Here is a 19,077-nt window from a genome sequence, read left to right on the forward strand (position 1 = left end):
TTAAGGGAGTGAAAATCATTCAAATTCTTTTTTCAATTTATCATACAAAGCGTTCACGCGATCCACTAAAACTTCGCATTCCACATCGCTCATTTGTTCAATGGTGTTGGTAACCGCGTTGGAAACAATGCGTCCTTCTTCATTTATTCTGGCTCCGGACTTTCTTGTTGAACCCAGAATATTTTCCCATTCTTCTACCAAATCCTCCGAAAAGTATTTTGGTTCAATAATGTTAAAATAAGCTGCCTGGGATTTAAGCTGATCTTTAAGTTTTCCTTTGTCCGAAGATGTGCGGAGACCTTCCGCAAGCTTTGAAAATTCAATAAAGGCGAAAATATTAGACTTTTTCATATGATGTGTTGAATAAAAGGAGGTATTGAGTGAACAAATATACATAGATCCAACTTTAATTTTTCATCAAATCATACAGGTTTACTATATGTTAATATTAACTATTGAATCAATACCATTATAAAAACAAAAACCCCACAATTTACAATTGTGAGGCTTCTATGTTTGACAAGTCAGGTATTTCTTAATCTTACCAACGTTCGATATCAACTTTTCTGCGGAAATCATCTTGCTGGTGATTAAATGGAAGAAACAGTACCAAATGACGTTTTTCACTATCATATCTTGCAGTAATACTGTCAGTATCCACACCATCAGGAATGGCTAATGTGCTGATAAAACGCATCGTTTTCCACTGCTCTTCACTTTCTCTTTCCTGATGAAATATCGGTAAGAGATGATATAATCTCATTTTGTCTTTTACAATCTCCAATTGAAGGTCTTCTGATTCTATTCCGGGTGCCTTCACTGTAATTTCGTAACCGTCCGTTCCTTTTTCAAGATTCACGATCGGTTCGCTCAATCCTCCGTTAATGGTATTGCTAAAATCAATATGCATCAACATTTCTTTTGGTATTTTTATCTTGCTTTCCATGTTGTTTTCGCTTTTTGTATTCACAGATAATTATTTAATAAAAAAGAATGTACCAGTAATTCCTTTTTTCTTAGAGCAGATTTTGGTTAAAAGGTTTAATATTTATAAACAATTTCTAATCAGACATTTAACTCATAAATCTAAATAAGTAAATATTTGAATAAATTAATTAGAGCTGACATATTTGCAGACGAAACCAAGAGAAATGTCATTATGACGCTCTATTTGCCAAACGTAAAATATCCAAACATTACTTACCTGACTTGATCGAATTGAATACCTAAACCAAATTTTATACCAGATCTACGATAAAAATCCTGTCAACGATCATTATGGCCTAAATTTCGCCCCGGAGCAATTTGATCACGAACGCGTTGTTTCATTTCCTTTGGTTCCGGAAAATGTCCTTCCCGTTTCCGGTCCCATAGAAGATTTTCGTCAAGCTTAATGGTATATCGTCCTGCTATTTCTGAAGGAACTAGGGTTACGGCATGTAAGTCATCCGAAAAAGTGGTCAGGAGTTCCTGCGCCATCCATGCAGCACGTAAAAGCCAGCCGCATTTTGGACAGTATTCTATAATGATTGTTGGTTTCATTGATCCGTTATTTTTTGATAAAGTTACTTAAACGTTCTTTATCAAAAGATCATCGATACGTTAGAAATCAGCAATAAACATTGCCTTTGTTTTTGATGCAACAGCTACCCGGGTTGTTTTGGTGGAGATATCAAAGGACTGTCTGAATCGCTTTTCACCATCAAATAACTCGAATGTATATTGTCCATCCATAAAAGAAGATAAGTCAAACAGCTTTTGGTATTTTTTATAAACCAGGACCGTCTCAGTAAATATCAGATTGTTGTTTCCATCTGAAATCTTTACGAGAACTCTGTCTGTCTCCGGCCAGCTATATGAAACTTTAAACTTCATGGGCCTGACCTGCATAACGTAGAAGTCTGAATAAAAAGCAATGTCACTTTTTGGGAATTTATCCTGCGAATGGGCTTCGGATAAAGCCACTATCATCAGAATCAGAGAACTCACCCGGCGTAGGAAGTAGAAATTATTTTTCATAGAAATACAGGTTTATTTACATTAAACAACTGTCACTCCTTAATAAAAAAAACTAATTATCATTTCACCACTAAACTATAAAGTATTGATTAACAAATCAATAGTCACTTTTTTTACAGTAAAACTTATTCTTAAAACAAACGTAATACTAGAAATAGTACAACAATTATTGTTGCAATAATGAAGATTGTTTAGATAGTACAATTCTTGTTATTTGACATCATGGAAAATCTGTAACCGGAAGAATTCTCGTTCAGATTTATTACTTAAAGGGTTAAATAATCTGGAAAATAATCAAAATTCGACATCGAAGAATATAGCAGCTAAACTCTAAAAACAAAAGCCGCCACAGAAATCTGCAACGGCTTTGTACGTGTTCCTAACCTGTTGACCTTTCTATAATATGCGGGGTAAGTGATAATCCATTACAAAAGTAAATATACCATGCTTTGCATTTTAGCGTGAAAACACGTGATTTTAAAGACACATAAATGGCATTTTCCCAAATCGTAATTACCCCTGATCTACCAGGTAATATTACGTGTTTTACTTTTTGAAAAATTAGTAATATACTCAAAAACAATAAGTTATAAAAACCAAAATATTCAACGAAGAGATTCACCTTGGCATTAGTATTACTTAGAAGTAATTTTACAATAACTAATTTTAACTCTCTTCTTAAAAATACAATCATGGCTGATTTCAATGGTAACGAAGGCAGGCTGATTTCTTCACTGGAAGTGAAGGAGTTGACACGCCCTCATCATGCACTGGAAAAAAATATAAGGGCCCGGGGTGAAAATTTCATCCAGGCTGAATTTTTCGGTTTGAATACTTTTAAGAAATTAATAGACCCATTGGGTAAAAACTGCGTTGGTTTCCGCGTGTATTATGGTGCGCAACACGAAGATCACGACGGAGAAGAAGTTGTAATTGGAAAGGGAAAACATACATCACGGCTTATTATTGTGCCCGTTGATGCCAACGGAAAGGATATTTCGAGGGTAGATGGCCTGAAGGATATGCCGGTACGTGATGATGCAATGGCAGGCGGACCAACCTGCCCATCTCACTGTAACTAAACAATCCTGACTATGGTGTTGATTGAATCCTATATTACTTTCATTCACAACCATTTAATTGTATGTCTTGCAGTCTTTGTAACCATAATTCCTTTATTTCTGATCCTGTACAGAAAAGCAAACGTTGATCCTTCATTTTATCTTCTTCAGATTTATTTGATCACGAAGTTGATAATTGATTTGATCATGTTTCATTATGCTACGCAGCGAACAAATAATCTGATGTATTACAACCTGAGCATTCCGCTTCGATATGCTTTGCTTAGTGGTATGTTTTATTACAAAATTGAGTCTGCGGTCTATAAAAGAGGAATTATTTATTCAATTATCGGATTTGTGATTTTTTCAATCTGGGATATATTTTATTCCAATCCCGATATTAAAGATTTGCACAATCATAGCATGGTTGCTTATGCCACAACAGTGGAATGCTTATTGTTGTTATTTTGGATACTAGCCTATTTTTATGAGATTATTCGTATGCTCAAAATCCCGAATTTGCTAACATTTCCATTTTTTTGGGTTTGCTCGGGATTGCTATTATACTATTCAAGCTTCATATTTATAGCACCAATTTTACACTACACCGAGAAATGGGAGAATCCACTTTATATTGGATTTCTGAATTTAGTTCCTTACATCTTTGAAACACTTTGCCTGTTATTCTTCAGCATCGGAGTTTGGATATTTTCAATACGTTATTATGCAAAACAGTGACGGATTAACCTGGGCTATACTAATCGCTACACTTGCAATGTTAATGATGGCATTTTTTGTAATCCTTTTCATAGTGTTTTATCAAAAGAGGCAACTGCATCAGGAGAAAAAACTACACGAAATTGAAAAAGATTATCAGCGGCTTTTGCTGGATACGGCTTTAAATTCGGAAGAAACTGAACGCAGAAGAATTGCGCAGGATCTCCATGATGATATTGGTACAATGTTGTCTCTGACAAAACTGAGCCTAAACCAGTTGAGTAAGCTTGTTGCAGATTCTGGAATAAAAGAAGACCAGATCATGCGTAAATCCCAGGCACTGGTTGAGGAAACAATTTTACATGTGAGAAGAATTACCCGTGACCTGGTTCCCACAACACTCGAACGCTTCGGGCTGGCAGCTGCTATTGAAGAATTTATCAATAAACTTGATAATAGTAAAGATTTAAAGATTTCCTTAATTTCAAATACCGAAGACTCCCCACGTCAAAGCCAGAAAACAGAATTGACGATTTATAGAATTATGCAGGAATTGGTTAATAATTCAATCAGGCATTCGCAATGTTCAATGATTGAAATTAACTTGCATGTAAATAGTACAATCATCGAACTTCAGGTAACCGACGACGGAATCGGTTTTGAGCCGGATGCCATAAAAGATAATAATCTGACCGGTTTGGGATTACTTGGCATTGAAAGTCGGCTGGCGATTGTAGACGGTACGATAAACTACGAAAAACCTAAAATGGGCGGCTCTAAAGCACTTGCACTTGTACCTGTTGCACCGGCAATTGATAGCAAACCTGAACCATTACATCCATTCCGCCGTCAGCGCGTGAAAATTTAAAATTTAAAAACCATGAAACTGGGCATAGCCGACGACCATGAATTGTTCAGAAAAGGATTTATTTCCATGCTGAGTAATGTCCCGGATTTTGATTTCGTACTGGAAGCGGCAAACGGACAGGAACTATTAGACAAGCTTCCTTTTAATATGCCGGACATCGTTTTCATGGATTTACAAATGCCGGTCATGGATGGAATTCAGGCTACAGAGCTCGCATTTGAGCGCTATCCTGATATCAAAATTATCGTCGTTTCCATGTACAATGAGGATCGTTTTGTAATTCACATGTTAGAGAAAGGCGTCCAGGGATATTTGTTAAAAGATACGAGTCCGGATGAAGTGGAAAAAGCGATCCGCCGTGTTGCCGAAGAAGGTTTTTATTACAATGATTTCGTATCCAAAGCTATGCACCGAAAAATGGTAAACCGCCAGCCAAATAAACATCCTTTTTTTCCAAATTCCTGTAACGTAGCACTTTCTGCCCGTGAAAAAGAAGTTCTTCAGCTCATCTGCGACGGGTTGTCGACTGTGGAAATAGGTGAAAAACTCTTTATCAGTGTGCGCACCGTTGAAGGCCATCGATTGCGGGTCCTTGAAAAAACCGGGACAAAAACTACGGCCGCTGCCGTTGCATTTGCTTACAAAAATCAACTTTTGTAGAAATTAATTTCGCGCAAAGTTTTAAAGATAAAATTAAAGAACGCAAACAGCTTAGCGTGCTTTAATTTTATCTTTTTTGCTTCGCGTGAAATCCATCTTTCAATTTTATTTATCTTTCTAAATTCAAAATTCTCTCATTCAATCATTGATATAATGAAAGTACTTATTGTTTGCACCAACCATGATTCATATCCTTCCAAAACAGCAAAAACTGGATTGTGGATGAGCGAGTTGACTCATTTTTATGATGCAATGACAAGACGAAGAGTATTGGTTGATATTGTAAGTCCAACAGGTGGAACAATCCCGATCGATGAAAGAAGTTTTGACCTGAAAGACGAAATCAACCAAAAATGTTTTAGCGATCCTGTGTTTCTGGCCAAGTTTGAAAAATCACTAAGCCCGTCCGAGGTTATTGCAAAGGATTATCGTCTCATCTTTTTTACGGGAGGAGATGGAGGAATGTGGGATTTCCCGGATAATACAGCATTACAGGAAATCACAAAAATAATCTATGAAAACCACGGCATGGTAACAGCCGTTTGTCATGGTGTAAGCGGGCTTTTGAATGTAAAACTTTCAGATGGTTCTTACCTGATTAATGATAAATATGTAACAGGATTTTCTCATGTGGAAGATACACTTATGAGTTTTGTAAGCGAAATCCCATTTCATTTAGAAGATAAACTCAGAGAGCGTGGCGCGCATTATACCAAATCCATGATTCCTTTTATTGAATTTATTGAAATGGATGAAAGGCTGATAACCGGACAAAACCCTAATTCCGCCGGAAAGGTAGCCTCCAAAGCTCTGGAAGAACTTTTTGAAAAATGAAAGCAAAAGATCACTGGTCATTCCAGCGATCTTTTGCTTTCAATAACTTATACGAATTTTTCAAATAAAGTTTTAAAAGTAGGAAGGATAATATCCTTTTCTGAAACGATCGGATTTGCTACTCCCCAGTCAATTCCCAGGTCAGCATCATTCCACAATAAACCGGATTCTGCTCCTTTATTGTAGACATTGGTACATTTATAACTGAACACAGAATCTTCAAGTGCTACAAATCCGTGGGCGAAACCTTCCGGAACGTATGCCATATTGTTTGTATCGCTGCGCAATTCAAAAACTTCATGTTTACCAAATGTAGGAGATTCCGGCCGGATATCTACGGCTACATCCAGCACACGTCCTGAAATAACACGAACCAGTTTTCCCTGAGCAAATGGCGCGTTTTGAAAATGTAAACCCCTTACCACACCTTTGATCGAAAATGACTGGTTGTCCTGAACAAAGTTTGTCGGCAAGCCTAATTTTTTAAATAATTCTTCATTGTACGACTCAAAAAAGAATCCTCTGTCGTCCTGAAAAACGCGCGGGATAATTTCTACTAAACCGGCAATGGAGGTTTCGCGGATCTGCATAGTTATGTTATAAATTATCTTTTTTAAAGATTGTAATCATTTAATGTGTGTGCAAATTTATGAATCTATTTGCAGAGGTTGTAATTTCGGCACATTATTTCGAAATAACATGACATACGAAGCGCTTTTTGAACACATTTCCCAAAAGAAATCCTATCTCTGCATAGGCCTGGACACTGATATACGTAAAATCCCTGCTCATTTGATGAAAGAGAGCGATCCGGTTTTTGAATTCAACAAACAGATTATTGATGCAACAGCCGATTATTGCGTTTCTTACAAACCGAATATTGCTTTTTACGAAGCTTTGGGTGCAAAAGGTTGGGAAAGTTTACAAAAAACGATTGAGTATATTCCAAAAAGTCATTTTACAATTGCGGATGCAAAACGAGGTGATATCGGCAATACGTCCGGACTTTATGCCCGTACTTTTTTCGATCCATCCTCGTCAGGACTTGATTTTGATTCGGTTACAGTAGCACCTTATATGGGCAGCGACTCTGTCACACCCTTTCTTGATTTTGAAGGGAAATGGGTAATTCTGCTTGCTCTAACGTCAAATTCAGGCGGGGCAGATTTCCAAAGACTGCAAACAACGGACGGATTTTTATATGAACAGGTTTTGAAAACTTCACAAACCTGGGCAGGTGCTGACCGGATGATGTACGTCGTAGGTGCCACGCAGGCAAAAGATCTTGAAAATATCCGCACAATTGTACCGGAGCATTTTCTTCTTGTTCCAGGTGTTGGAGCGCAAGGTGGAAATCTGGAAGAAGTTTCCCGGCATGGCATGAATAAATCCTGCGGATTGTTGGTGAACGCTTCCAGAAGCATTATTTATGCAGGCGGTGGTCTGGATTTTGCGCAAAAAGCTAAGGAGGAAGCACAATCTTTACAACAGGAAATGGCCATTTATCTTGATAAGTATTGTAACTGATCAGGATTAAAATCAATAAAATATCAACGAATACAATTTAATAGTCTAATGCAGCTTTCAGAACAAAATACATATACAATACAAAATATTGACCCGGTTCAGCTTGTAGAACAATACGGCAGTCCGCTTTATGTTTATGATGGCGAAACGATTCGTCGCAAAGTAAAGGAATTGCAAAATGCTTTTTCAGGCATTAATATGAAAATAAAATTTGCCTGTAAATCCAATACCAATCTTGCCGTTTTACGCTTGATGCGTGAAATAGGTGTTGAATTGGATGTTGTTTCAACCGGTGAACTGGAAATGGGAAAGCTGGCCGGATATGATACCAAACAAATCACATTCACACCAAGCGGAGTTCCTTTTCATGAAGTAAAAACAGCTGTGGAAGCAGGCGCGATTGTAAATGTAGACAGTATTCCGTTGCTTGAATGGTTTGGACAAACCTATGGAAATACAAAACCATGTCTGATCCGTTTGAAACCGAATGTGGCTGCGGGTGGAAATATTAAAATAATGACCGCACATGCAGATTCCAAATTCGGAATTTCAGTGTTGCTTTTGGATCAGATTCTGGAAGTTGTTAAAAAATATGATATCAAAGTAGTCGGGTTGCACCAACATACCGGATCAGATATAAAAGACGCCGAACCTTTTTTGCAAGTAGCTGACATCATTTTCGAAGCTGCTTTACAATTTCCGGATCTTGAAATTATTGATTTGGGTGGCGGTTTTAAGGTTTCGTACAAACCCAACGATCCGATCACGGATATGGAGCTTTTGGGAAATAAAATCTCAGACCGTTTCAAAAACTTCTGTGCAAAATATGGCCGTGAGCTACAATTATGGTTTGAGCCGGGAAAATTTCTGGTAAGTGAAAGCGGGTATTTATTGGTTAGTACAACCGTAGTAAAAGAAGATCCGGCCCGCACTTTTGTTCATATCGATTCAGGTTTAAATCACCTGATCAGACCGATGATGTACGGTTCCTATCATCATATCCTCAATGTTTCAAATCCGGCAGGAGAAGAAAAAGAGTATACTGTTGTGGGCTACATCTGCGAAACAGACACGTTCGCAACCGATCGTCCGTTGCCAGAAGTTCGTCAGGGAGATGTTCTGGCATTTTTAAACGCAGGTGCATACGGCTTCACGATGAGCTCAAACTATAACGCCCGTTTCCGCCCTGCGGAAGTTTTGGTAGATAACGGCGTGGCGAAATTAGTTAGAAGACGAGAAACTCTGGAAGATCTGCTGCGCACGCAGGTAGGTATCACAGAGTAAAAAGAGAGAAATTAAGAGGGGCACAGAGAAATTTTAAATAACCTCTGTGCCCCTCTTTTTAACTCCGTGGAGCTCTGTGTAACCTACAACTATCCAATTTTTAAGTGGAAAGATTTCACTTTTGTTAAAGCTTCATATCCTACTTTTGAAAGTGTAACTCCCCTTCCGGAATTTTTCACCCCAGTCCAGGCTAATGCCGGATCCAGATAGTCGCAGCGGTTCATAAACCAGGTTCCGGTTTCTACCTGCGCCCCAATTTCCAAAGCTGCATCCATATCGCTTGTCCAGATAGAAGCTGTCAAACCATACTGGCTATCATTCATAAGCTTAATGGCTTCCTCATCACTTTTCACAGACATGATACCAACAACCGGAGCAAAACTTTCTTCCGTCATTACTTGCATCGTATGATCCACATTGACCAAAACCTGAGGCGCCATATAAGGCGTACCCGCTTTATGTGCCGGGAAAAGATTTGTATCAATCAATGCTTTGGCACCTTGCCCTATTGCTTCTTCAATTTGTTTTTGAGCAAAAACAGCGGCAGAAGTTCTTACCATCGGGCCGAGTGTCGTGTCAGTATCAAGCGGATCACCCAACGTATAGGTTTTTGTCAGCGCAACAAATCCTTCAACAAAAGCGTCATAAACATCTTCGTGCACATAAATTCTTTCAACTCCACAGCAGGATTGGCCGGAATTAAAGAATGAACCATCTACAAGATTTTCAACCGCGTCAGCCACATTTGCATCCGCCCGAACATAAGCAGGATCTTTTCCACCCAACTCTAAACCGCCCACAATAAAACGTTCATTGATAGATTTCTGAACGGCATGACCGCCTTCCACAGAACCGGTAAAGGCGACATAGGAAGTTCTTGTATCAGCAATAACCGTTGCTACCTGCTCATGACTTAAATGTAAATATTGAAAAACCCCTTCCGGCAAACCTGCATAGGCGAAAGCTTCTGCGTAACGTTCGGCACAAAGCGGAGTTTGCTGCGCATGTTTTAAAATGACCGTATTTCCAGCCATAATCGCCGGAATAACCGAGTTCACGGATGTCAGATAAGGATAATTCCACGGCGCAACCACGAAAACCACCCCAACCGGATCACGGCGAATAAATCTTTTAAAACCAGCTATTTCCTCTACTTCAACATCGGCTAAGGCCTGCTCTGCAACAGAGATCATATATTTAGCCCGCTCCTGAAATCCTTTTTTAATTTCATTCGCAGTATAGCGAACAGGTCGCCCCATTTGCCAGGTTAGCTCCAATCCAATTTCGTCGGCATTGTTCACGAAATACTCTACCACTTTCAAACAAAAAGCAGCACGTTCCTGAACTGTCGTTTTTCTCCATTCTTTCTGTGCTTCGGTCGCTTTTGCCAAAGCACTTTCAATCATTTCGTCTGTGGCAAGAGGCCGTTCCAGATATACTGACCCGTCGATAGGGCTTATTGTTTTTTGCATAATTTCAAAAATTTGATCTACCGCTGATCTTATAATGGTGTTACGTAAGCAGATGTAATTCCACCATCAACCAGAAAATCAGTACCTGTAACAAAAGAAGATTCATCCGATGCAAGAAATAAAACGGCGGAAGCCATTTCTTTTGCTTCGCCAAAACGCCCCATTGGAATATGTACAAGGCGGCGTTGCTTTTTCTCTTCGGTATTTAAAAATTTCATCAATAATTCTGTCCGCAAAGGTCCCGGACACAAAGCATTGATACGAATATTTTCACGTGCATGAATAATGGCCAATTCTCTTGTCAAAGCCAGAACTGCACCTTTACTTGCTGTGTAAGCAACCTGAGGCGTAGCAGCTCCAAGAATTGCCACGAAAGAAGCCGTGTTGATAATAGAGCCGCCGCCAGCACGCTGAAGCGCGGGAATTCCATATTTACACCCTAAGAAAACACCTTTGGCATTGATATTCATTGTCAAATCCCAAATGGATTCTTCGGTTGTCATCGCGTTATCATCATCGCTGTGCATAATACCAGCGTTGTTAAACATGATATTTAGTTTACCGAATTTCTCTTCCGTAAATGCTACCATAGCTTCGCAATCAGCAGCCTTGGAAACATCAGCATGAAGATAAAAAGCTTCGCCACCTTCGGCAGTAATCATATCTGCCGTTTCCTGGCCAGCAACATCATTAACGTCTGTGATCACTAATTTTGCTCCTTCTTTTGCAAACAAAAGAGCAGTTTCACGGCCAATTCCACCACTACCACCAGTGATTAAGGCTACTTTATTTTCTAAGCGCATTGTGTTATGTATTAAGGGGTTAAAATTTTATAGTAATTGAGTTTTGTATAATTGGTTTTGTGATAATTAATAGTGATTTACAGGAGGCTCCTAAGGAGCCAAAACTTGCCCGGTGATAATTCATTTCTATAAACAGGAAGCCGCGCTGCGGCTCGATAATTCCTGATTCTAGGAAATTAATTCTTATTCTAGAAATTCCATTTTCTAAAACCCCGCTCCACCGGAGCATCCTGTTTATAGCCCATGACTTCTGTAAGCTGGATACTGACTCCTTCGGAGTCTCCTATCTAATTCTCATCAACAATATTATCACCAAATACAGGAGGCTCCTAAGGAGCCAAACCTTGCCCGGTGATAATTCATTTCTATAAACAGGAAGCCGCGCTGTGGCTGGATAATTCCTCGTTCTTAGAATTCATTCACATTCACGAAATCCCCCTCTCTACCACCCGCTCCATCGGAGCATCCTGTTTATAGCTCACGCTTTCGTTAAGCCTGATCTCGACTCCTTCGGAGTCTCCTAATTATTTGTCAAAGAACTCAAACAAATATTGATCATCAAATGGCACTTCAAACTTTTTTAAAAAACCATAATACTCTTCTTTAAAAGTCTTTTTCCGATGATGCTCTTCCTGATTTAAAACATAATTTATAACCGAACCTATATGCGAATGTGAATAAGAAAACGCACCATATCCTTCCTGCCATCCAAATCTATAATTCGTCCACTTTTTGCTATTTATAAATTCGTTGCTCTCAACCTTGATCTCTTTTATAAAATCAGGTATGGATAAAACAGATTTAAAACCAACAAAAATATGTGTATGATCCGGCATACAATTTACGGCCAACATTTTTGATTTTCTGTTGTGAACCAGAGCCGTGAAATATTTATGTAATTCCTCTTTTTGGTTTTGGGGTATCAAACTTTGTCTGTTTTTAACCGCAAAAACAAATTGCAGATAAATTTGTGAATAAGTGTTTGCCATTTTTCCAATTTTTAGTATGTGTTTTGAAATAAATTAATTCTGTTGGTCGGCATTTCCAGGAGGCTCCTAAGGAGCCAAACCTTTCCCGGTGATAATTCATTTCTATAAACAGGAAGCCGCGCTGCGGCCCGATAATTCCTGATTCTATGAAATTAATTCTCATTCTAGAAATTCTATTTTCTAAAACCCCGCTCCATCGGAGCATCCTGTTTATAGCTCATGACTTCTGTTAAGCCGGATACTGACTCCTTCGGAGTCTCCTTCCTAGTTTTCATCCATCAATATTGTTATCAAAGCCAGGAAGCTCCGAAGGAGCCAAACCTTGCCCGGTGATAATTCATTTCTATAAACAGGAAGCCGCGCTGCGGCCCGATAATTCCTGATTCTATGAAATTAATTCTCATTCTAGAAATTCTATTTTCTAAAACCCCGCTCCATCGGAGCATCCTGTTTATAGCTCATGACTTCTGTTAAGCCGGATACTGACTCCTTCGGAGTCTCCTTCCTAGTTTTCATCCATCAATATTGTTATCAAAGCCAGGAAGCTCCGAAGGAGCCAAACCTTGCCCGGTGATAATTCATTTCTATAAACAGGAAGCCGCGCTGCGGCTAGACAATTCCTGATTCTTAGGATTTATTTCTATTCAAGAAATTCCCCTAAATCCGTTCAAAATATCTCTTCCTCTCCCAGTCCGTTACCGACATATCATAGGCCCGTTGTTCCGTTTTGAAAAAATGGGAATAATGTTGAACAACGTCTTCGCCAAAGGTTTCCTTCGCAAATTCACTATGCTCAAAAAGCGTTGTTGCTTCTGCTAATGTGTATGGAACTCTCGGTAAATGTGCCGCGGCATATATATCACCAACGAAACATTCCGGCGGTTCAATTTTATTTTTAATTCCTGCCAAACCTGATGCCAAAGAAGCTGCAAATGCAAGATATGGATTACAATCCGCACCCGGAATTCTACATTCAATACGCATACTGGCACCTTGTCCCACTACACGAAATCCGGCTGTACGGTTATCATAACTCCACGCGAGCCGCGTTGGAGCCCAGGAACCATCTACAAATCGTTTATAAGAATTGACCGTAGGCGCGTAAAATGGCATCACATCCGGTACATGTTTGATCCATCCGCCCAAAAACCAGCGGAAAATATCCGATCCTTTAACCGGTCCAAATTGATGATCTCCCACAAAGGCATTTTTACCATCTTTCCACAAACTCATGTGAATATGACTGCTCGATCCTGCTTGCCCGGTGGCAAATTTCGCCATAAATGTGACAGAAAAACCCATCGCATCAGCCACTTCTTTCATGCATTGTTTGTAAATAACATGATTATCGGCCATGGGAAGTGCTTCGGCGTAACGCACATTTAATTCATGCTGACCCAGCCCCCATTCTCCTTTTGAGGTTTCAATCGGAACACCTGAATTTTTCAAATGCCTGCGGACTGTCGATGTATATTTTTCGTTACGTGTCCCTTGAAGAATATGGTAATCTTCCAGATAATATCCGGCCGGAGTTAAATCCTGATAATGTTTCTGAAAAGCGTCCTTGTAAGTATTTTCTAAAAGATAATATTCAAGTTCCGAAGCTGCAAAACATTTCAAGCCACCGAAATCTGCCGCATTTTCAAGCTGCTTATTTAAGATCGAACGTGGAGCGACAGGCACTGGCGCATGTGTTTTTTCATCAAAAACATCACAAATAACCAATGCCGTTTTTTCAAGCCAATCCGCCATTCTTAATGTTGAAAGGTCAGGGACCATGTGAAAATCTCCGTAGCCTAATTCCCAGTTTGCATACGTGTAACCCGGAACGGGCTCCATTTCCATATCCGTAGTTAGCAAATAATCACAGCCATGTGTGCCGGAATCCAAAACGCTGTCTATAAAATAATCGGCATCCACACGCTTTCCCATCAGCCTTCCGTAATGATCGGTGAAGGCAACAATTACGGTTTCAATTTCTTCAAGCTTAACTTTATTTTGAAAATCTTCCTGGGTAAGAAATCCTTTAACGGGCATAGGAATGATATGATTAACGTAATTTATCTATTTTAGCATTCATGGGGAATTTCAATATTACCTTTTTGCCAGACGCTTTTTCAAGCATAGGCGTTAATATTTTTGTGGCATTTTCTTTTGTTTGTTCCAGAATCCCCATGTCCAATGCTGATTTTTGAATTTGCTTTTCGGCTTGTAAATAAGCTTCGTTCACCAGCTTCCCCTCTTCCATAAAAGCATATTCGGTATTATAAACTTTGGAATGTTCATGGTCAATTTTGAAAACACAAAGCTCAGGCTCAGGCATATGTACTACCAGTGTTTCTTGTTCTGATGTAATATCTGCAATCCGGATTTTGGTCAGATCAACACAGCCTATCGCCTCTCCCTGAACGATTAAAACCGCTTTTGCATTAGGTAGCCAGGTTTTTACAACTTCCTGTTCCACTACATCTTTAAAATTGTATTTAACCAGTTCCAGTTTTCCCATCGCAGTCATTTCCTGCAATACTAAAGTATGAACCGTTTCTGTTTTATTTTTCCCCGAAACCCAATCCGGAATCCAGTTTCCTGAACTGAAATTATCCCACATCGACTTTAACCCTGCCAGAATAAGTACAAATAAAATCAATCGTAAGATGAACGGAATCAATCGCATAGTAATCTGTTTTGTAAATAATACCCATTTCCGGAAGATGCCAGACTACACAGAATCTGCCATTTCCAGATTTTTCCTCGCCATCCGCTGAGCCAAAACACTTGCAGCAATAAGTTGCAAGGCATGATAAAGCATAATCGGCAACAACATTACACCTGCATAAGAAGCCCCTGAAAACAACACTTTTGACATCACGGCTCCCTGAATCAGAGATTTTTTTGAACCACAAAATACTGCCGTTATTTCATCTTCCCTACTAAAATGCAATATTCGACTAAAAAAGCTCAGCAGCAGATAGATGGCAAAGAATAAAGCACTCATTCCTGCTCCCAAAAACAGTATATCCCGAGGCTCAAATCCGCTAAACAAATGCTCTCCGAAAGACTCACAAAATGATGTATAAACAATTAATAAAATGGTAAACTGATCAAAATAACGGATTTTACTTTTGTACTTTTCAGCAAATGCGCCCCAGGATTTATTCATCAATATACCTAAACCAACAGGTAGTATTACTTGCAAAGACAGCTTTCCGACTACTCCCAGCAAATCATATTCACCGGATGCATTGTCCAGAACCAGTCCCATCCAGAGCGGTGTAATAAAAACGCCCATCAAACTTGAAATACTGGCATTGAAAATTGCAGCAGGAATATTCCCGTTTGCAATCGAAACCATAACGACCGAAGATGAAACCGTTGACGGCAAAGTAGTCAGGAAGAATATGGACAACCATAACAATTCATTTTCAGAACCTTTAAAAAGCGGACGAACAGCCAGTGCGAGAAGTGGAAAAAGTATGAAAGTGGAAAAATGGATCATCGTATGGAGACGCCAGTTAGTTAATCCTGCTTTCAGTTTGTCAGGGCTTAACCGCAATCCGTAAAAGAAGAAAATGACAGAAACGCCATACGTCGCAATTTCTCCCAAAGGTACCGGACTACTTTTCATTCCCGGATAAGGATAAATATACGCCAGCCCGATCATACTTAGCAACGCAAGCAAAAAACCATCCAGACCGGCCTTTCCGGCAATAGTGATAATCTTCTTCATTATCGTTAAAACAAAATATATTAGCAAAATCTTATTATAAACAACAAGATTTAACCATTAAATAAATTAAAAGTCTAAGGAACAACATTAAAGCAAATTATGGCTGTAACCCTGTAATGTTTTTTGGAAAAGAAGTGCTAACTATTTTAACTTAGCATCATACTTTGCGTTATTACCCATAAATAATTAGCCATGCTTTTTGAAAACTTCTACAAGTTATTGATTGGGTGGATTGAGCTCAAATTAAAGTCCAGACGCTGGATTCTACTATTGACTTTGTTTTCCGTCGCCCTTTCCGTTTTCCTCGCATTTCCTCCGTATACTGTTTTATGGCATCATCTGAACCATACCGGAAATCTCGATGCGTGGACTTTTATAGCAAATCAGGCAGATAATCTTTTACATCCTACTGACATTGGATACGGTATATATGTGCGGCGGGATGCCATGATTTACCGATGGACACTTCCCTTACTTTCCTACGTCACCCATCATAATGTTGTGTTGATATTACTTTTCCAGGGTCTTATTGGCGTCGCTTTTATCAATCAGATCGCCAAATATGTGTATTCTGTTTCAAATGATAAAGTAACAACCTGCTTGTTCATTTTGTCTCTTTCCAATATTTTCATCGGCGTATGGCCTTATGCGGATATCCATGGATACGGGGATACTTTTGCTTACTTTTTCCTACTAAACGCACTTTTGACCCGAAAACATGCCGCTGTATTCTTTTTAATGCTGGCCGCTTTTTTTACGGACGAGCGCGCAGTTATCGCGGGTGGTTATGTGTTACTTTGGTGGATCGTTAATAAAGCTTACGAAACAGGTGATTTCAAATTTTGGACTTTGATCAAAAATGCCTTTGCAGGACGTGGCTGGGTGGTTTGGGTAAGCTGGATTATCTATTTTTCCATTCGTATATACATCGGAAAAACTTATTTCCCGGATCATCGATACACCTACAATTGGGCTCCTGTCCTTTTGCAGGACGGAAACCGTTATGGATTAGGCAGTAGTTTATGGAGCGTTTTTGAAGGCATGTGGCTTCTCCTCGGATCCGCTTTTCTTGCCCTGCTTTTAACAAAAAGATTTGCATTACTTTGTGTTGTTTCATTCGGTTTTATCATCCTGACGTCAACAGGAATCTACGTTCACGATATTGACAGAGCATTATCTTATGGATTTCCATTTTTATTAATGGCCGTTTTCATCCTTTTCAAAAATGCCTCGCTCCGGTCAATCCGGATTATCTTCTTGTTTATGGCATTTATCTGTGTATTGCACCCTCTTGTTTTCACAATGGGCTACAACAGAGTTATTTGGCTTGAACCTTTACCAATGCGGGTAATTATGGGCCTCGACCGGCTTTTCCACTGGAATCTGTTTAATTAACTTTTACCATGACAAACGGGCAATTCGTCATCATTTTATTCCTTTTTTCCATTTCAATATATCCATCAAAAGCACAAGACAAACTTGTTTGGTCGGATGAATTTAATGTTGACGGCAAACCGGATCCCAGAAACTGGAAGGCTGAAAAAGGCTTTGTCAGAAATCATGAAGACCAATGGTTTCAGGCAGAAAATGCTTTTTGTAAAAATGGTTTTCTGATTATTGAAGCCAGGAAAGAAGAAGTAAAGAATCCGGATTATGTTGCCGGAAGCAAAAACTGGAAAGAAGAAAGGATGTCTGCTCAATACACTTCTGCCAGTTTGATAACACAGGGTATGCAAAGTTTCAAATACGGCCGTTTCGAAATGCGGGCCAAAATTGATACCCGCTCCGGATTATGGCCCGCTTTCTGGACTTTGGGAAACGAAGGTGAATGGCCGGATAATGGTGAAATTGACATTATGGAATTTTACCGGAGTTTGCTTCTTGCCAATGTCGCCTGGGGTTCAAAAGAAAAATGGAAAGCAACCTGGAATGCTGTAAAAAAACCTGTTTCCGAATTTAAAGATCCCGAATGGGCTTCCAAATTTCACGTTTGGCGAATGGATTGGGATGAAAAAATTATCAAATTATATGTTGATGATGTACTGATGAATACCCAGGATTTAGACAAAACTTATAATACAATGGATCCAAAATCCAACGGATTTCGTCAGCCGCATTATATAGTACTGACACTTGCCGTTGGTGGAGATAATGGCGGAGATGTATCCAAAACTAAATTCCCGGCACGTTTTGAAGTTGACTACGTCCGTGTTTATCAGAAATAATAAAACCTGCAATAAAAGAATGGCGCAGAATGTGAATCCCGCGCCGTGTTTATTTATTCAAAATCATATCTATAAATATCTGTAATTTCCGATCCGGAAGGCAGGTCAATAATCGGTTTGATTATTCCGTCATTCAGTCCGAAAACCCAGCCATGCAAATGCAGCTTTTGTCCGCGGCTCCATGCTTTCTGAACAATGGTTGTTTTCAAAAGGTTATTTACCTGCTCCACTACATTTAGCTCAACCAAACGGTTGGTACGGGCGGTCTCATCATCAATTGCGTCCAGTTCAACAGCGTGTTTTTGGTAAACATCTTTGATATTTCGCAGCCATTTATTGATCAGACCTAAATCCTGATGCGTCATAGCAGCCTTCACACCACCGCAGCCATAGTGACCGACAACCAGTATATGTCTTACTTTTAAAACTTCAACTGCATACTGAAGTACGCTCAACATGTTCATATCCGTACTCACAACAAGATTCGCGACATTTCTGTGCACAAACATATCACCAGGGGCAGCACCCGTAAGTTCCTCAGCAGGTACACGACTATCAGAACATCCTATCCAAAGAAAATCAGGTTTTTGATCCGCAGAAAGTCTGTCAAAATATTTTTCATCCAGTTCCAGTTTTTTAACTGCCCAGTCTTTATTCGCTTCCAGAAGTCGGTGGTATAATTCCATTTGATTTTAAAGGTTGGTATTTTGCTTGGCGAATATAGTGGAATTCTGTGTCTCTACCTTTGAAATGATGTTTTTACTAATTTTATCTGTTTACCAAAAAATGGTAAATTTTCCACCTGAAAGATCTGCTCGGTCATTTTTCAATATCAAATTAAGTAATTGACAGGGCGATCAAGTTATGCTGGGATCAATTTCCCGATCAATT

The 19,077-nt window shown here is 39.3% G+C and carries 21 protein-coding genes; 9 read left to right on the forward strand and 12 right to left on the reverse strand.

Annotated features, from left to right (window positions below):
* Positions 1-15: 15 nt before the first annotated feature.
* The 4 genes from FZF08_RS20005 to FZF08_RS20020 all read right to left on the reverse strand — a co-directional run bounded on the left by FZF08_RS20005 (position 16) and on the right by FZF08_RS20020 (position 2,019).
* Positions 16-351 (reverse strand): hypothetical protein, encoded by a 336-nt coding sequence (locus FZF08_RS20005; RefSeq protein WP_229216612.1) that lies wholly within the window; start codon positions 349-351, stop codon positions 16-18.
* A 190-nt stretch (positions 352-541) separates the two neighbouring features.
* Positions 542-946, reverse strand: coding sequence for an Hsp20/alpha crystallin family protein (locus FZF08_RS20010; protein WP_159472167.1), 405 nt, complete (start codon positions 944-946; stop codon positions 542-544).
* A 320-nt stretch (positions 947-1,266) separates the two neighbouring features.
* Positions 1,267-1,542, reverse strand: a complete 276-nt coding sequence (locus FZF08_RS20015; protein ID WP_159472169.1) for a SelT/SelW/SelH family protein — start codon at positions 1,540-1,542, stop codon at positions 1,267-1,269.
* A gap of 60 nt (positions 1,543-1,602) precedes the next feature.
* A complete protein-coding gene (locus FZF08_RS20020) occupies positions 1,603-2,019 on the reverse strand; it encodes a hypothetical protein (protein ID WP_159472172.1) in 417 nt (138 codons plus the stop codon).
* Positions 2,020-2,711: 692 nt separating this feature from the next.
* On the opposite strand from FZF08_RS20020, the gene FZF08_RS20025 reads away from it, so the two are divergent.
* The 5 genes from FZF08_RS20025 (at position 2,712) to FZF08_RS20045 (ending at position 6,159) form a co-directional block, all read left to right on the forward strand.
* Complete coding sequence (locus FZF08_RS20025) at positions 2,712-3,101, forward strand: hypothetical protein (RefSeq protein ID WP_159472175.1); 390 nt, start codon at positions 2,712-2,714, stop codon at positions 3,099-3,101.
* A 12-nt stretch (positions 3,102-3,113) separates the two neighbouring features.
* Positions 3,114-3,818, forward strand: a complete 705-nt coding sequence (locus FZF08_RS20030; protein WP_229216613.1) for a hypothetical protein — start codon at positions 3,114-3,116, stop codon at positions 3,816-3,818.
* Entirely contained in the window at positions 3,805-4,665 is an 861-nt protein-coding gene (locus FZF08_RS20035) for a sensor histidine kinase (RefSeq protein WP_159472178.1), read from the forward strand. Before FZF08_RS20030 ends, FZF08_RS20035 begins: the two co-directional genes overlap by 14 nt.
* A gap of 12 nt (positions 4,666-4,677) precedes the next feature.
* On the forward strand, positions 4,678-5,325 hold the full coding sequence (locus FZF08_RS20040; protein ID WP_159472181.1) for a response regulator transcription factor: 648 nt from the start codon (positions 4,678-4,680) through the stop codon (positions 5,323-5,325).
* A gap of 153 nt (positions 5,326-5,478) precedes the next feature.
* Entirely contained in the window at positions 5,479-6,159 is a 681-nt protein-coding gene (locus FZF08_RS20045) for a type 1 glutamine amidotransferase domain-containing protein (protein WP_159472184.1), read from the forward strand.
* Positions 6,160-6,206: 47 nt separating this feature from the next.
* On the opposite strand, the gene rfbC is transcribed toward FZF08_RS20045, so the two are convergent.
* Positions 6,207-6,749: a dTDP-4-dehydrorhamnose 3,5-epimerase gene (gene rfbC / locus FZF08_RS20050; RefSeq protein WP_159472187.1), complete on the reverse strand. Its 543-nt coding sequence runs from the start codon at positions 6,747-6,749 to the stop codon at positions 6,207-6,209.
* A gap of 109 nt (positions 6,750-6,858) precedes the next feature.
* Here rfbC and pyrF point away from each other — a divergent pair, with 109 nt between their 5' ends.
* Positions 6,859-7,686 carry an orotidine-5'-phosphate decarboxylase gene (pyrF, locus tag FZF08_RS20055; RefSeq protein WP_159472190.1) on the forward strand — a complete coding sequence of 276 codons (828 nt, stop codon included), beginning with the start codon at positions 6,859-6,861 and terminating at the stop codon, positions 7,684-7,686.
* A gap of 48 nt (positions 7,687-7,734) precedes the next feature.
* Positions 7,735-8,970: a diaminopimelate decarboxylase gene (gene lysA, locus FZF08_RS20060; protein ID WP_159472193.1), complete on the forward strand. Its 1,236-nt coding sequence runs from the start codon at positions 7,735-7,737 to the stop codon at positions 8,968-8,970.
* Between the two features lie 89 nt (positions 8,971-9,059).
* Here the strand turns inward: lysA and FZF08_RS20065 are convergent, their stop codons facing one another.
* The 6 genes from FZF08_RS20065 to FZF08_RS20090 all read right to left on the reverse strand — a co-directional run bounded on the left by FZF08_RS20065 (position 9,060) and on the right by FZF08_RS20090 (position 15,961).
* On the reverse strand, positions 9,060-10,442 hold the full coding sequence (locus FZF08_RS20065) for an aldehyde dehydrogenase family protein (protein WP_159472196.1): 1,383 nt from the start codon (positions 10,440-10,442) through the stop codon (positions 9,060-9,062).
* A gap of 29 nt (positions 10,443-10,471) precedes the next feature.
* On the reverse strand, positions 10,472-11,245 hold the full coding sequence (locus FZF08_RS20070; protein ID WP_159472199.1) for a glucose 1-dehydrogenase: 774 nt from the start codon (positions 11,243-11,245) through the stop codon (positions 10,472-10,474).
* A 524-nt stretch (positions 11,246-11,769) separates the two neighbouring features.
* Positions 11,770-12,234: an IS200/IS605 family transposase gene (gene tnpA / locus FZF08_RS20075; RefSeq protein ID WP_159472203.1), complete on the reverse strand. Its 465-nt coding sequence runs from the start codon at positions 12,232-12,234 to the stop codon at positions 11,770-11,772.
* 657 nt (positions 12,235-12,891) lie between these two features.
* A complete protein-coding gene (locus FZF08_RS20080) occupies positions 12,892-14,271 on the reverse strand; it encodes a glutamine synthetase family protein (protein WP_159472206.1) in 1,380 nt (459 codons plus the stop codon).
* A gap of 13 nt (positions 14,272-14,284) precedes the next feature.
* Entirely contained in the window at positions 14,285-14,908 is a 624-nt protein-coding gene (locus FZF08_RS20085) for a DUF4230 domain-containing protein (RefSeq protein ID WP_159472209.1), read from the reverse strand.
* A 45-nt stretch (positions 14,909-14,953) separates the two neighbouring features.
* The gene (locus FZF08_RS20090; RefSeq protein WP_159472212.1) at positions 14,954-15,961 is read right to left on the reverse strand and encodes a bile acid:sodium symporter family protein; all 1,008 of its coding nucleotides are present in this window, start codon (positions 15,959-15,961) and stop codon (positions 14,954-14,956) included.
* A gap of 192 nt (positions 15,962-16,153) precedes the next feature.
* Between FZF08_RS20090 and FZF08_RS20095 the strand changes: the two genes are divergently transcribed.
* Both FZF08_RS20095 and FZF08_RS20100 read left to right on the forward strand, forming a co-directional pair.
* Complete coding sequence (locus FZF08_RS20095; RefSeq protein ID WP_159472215.1) at positions 16,154-17,356, forward strand: hypothetical protein; 1,203 nt, start codon at positions 16,154-16,156, stop codon at positions 17,354-17,356.
* 8 nt (positions 17,357-17,364) lie between these two features.
* Positions 17,365-18,186 (forward strand): family 16 glycosylhydrolase, encoded by an 822-nt coding sequence (locus tag FZF08_RS20100; protein ID WP_159472219.1) that lies wholly within the window; start codon positions 17,365-17,367, stop codon positions 18,184-18,186.
* A gap of 53 nt (positions 18,187-18,239) precedes the next feature.
* Here FZF08_RS20100 and can read toward each other — a convergent pair whose 3' ends face one another.
* Positions 18,240-18,872 (reverse strand): carbonate dehydratase, encoded by a 633-nt coding sequence (gene can, locus FZF08_RS20105; protein ID WP_159472222.1) that lies wholly within the window; start codon positions 18,870-18,872, stop codon positions 18,240-18,242.
* Between the last annotated feature and the right edge of the window lie 205 nt (positions 18,873-19,077).

The organism is Dyadobacter sp. 3J3 (assembly GCF_009801115.1).
In the GTDB taxonomy this organism is placed as follows: Bacteria; Bacteroidota; Bacteroidia; order Cytophagales; family Spirosomataceae; genus Dyadobacter.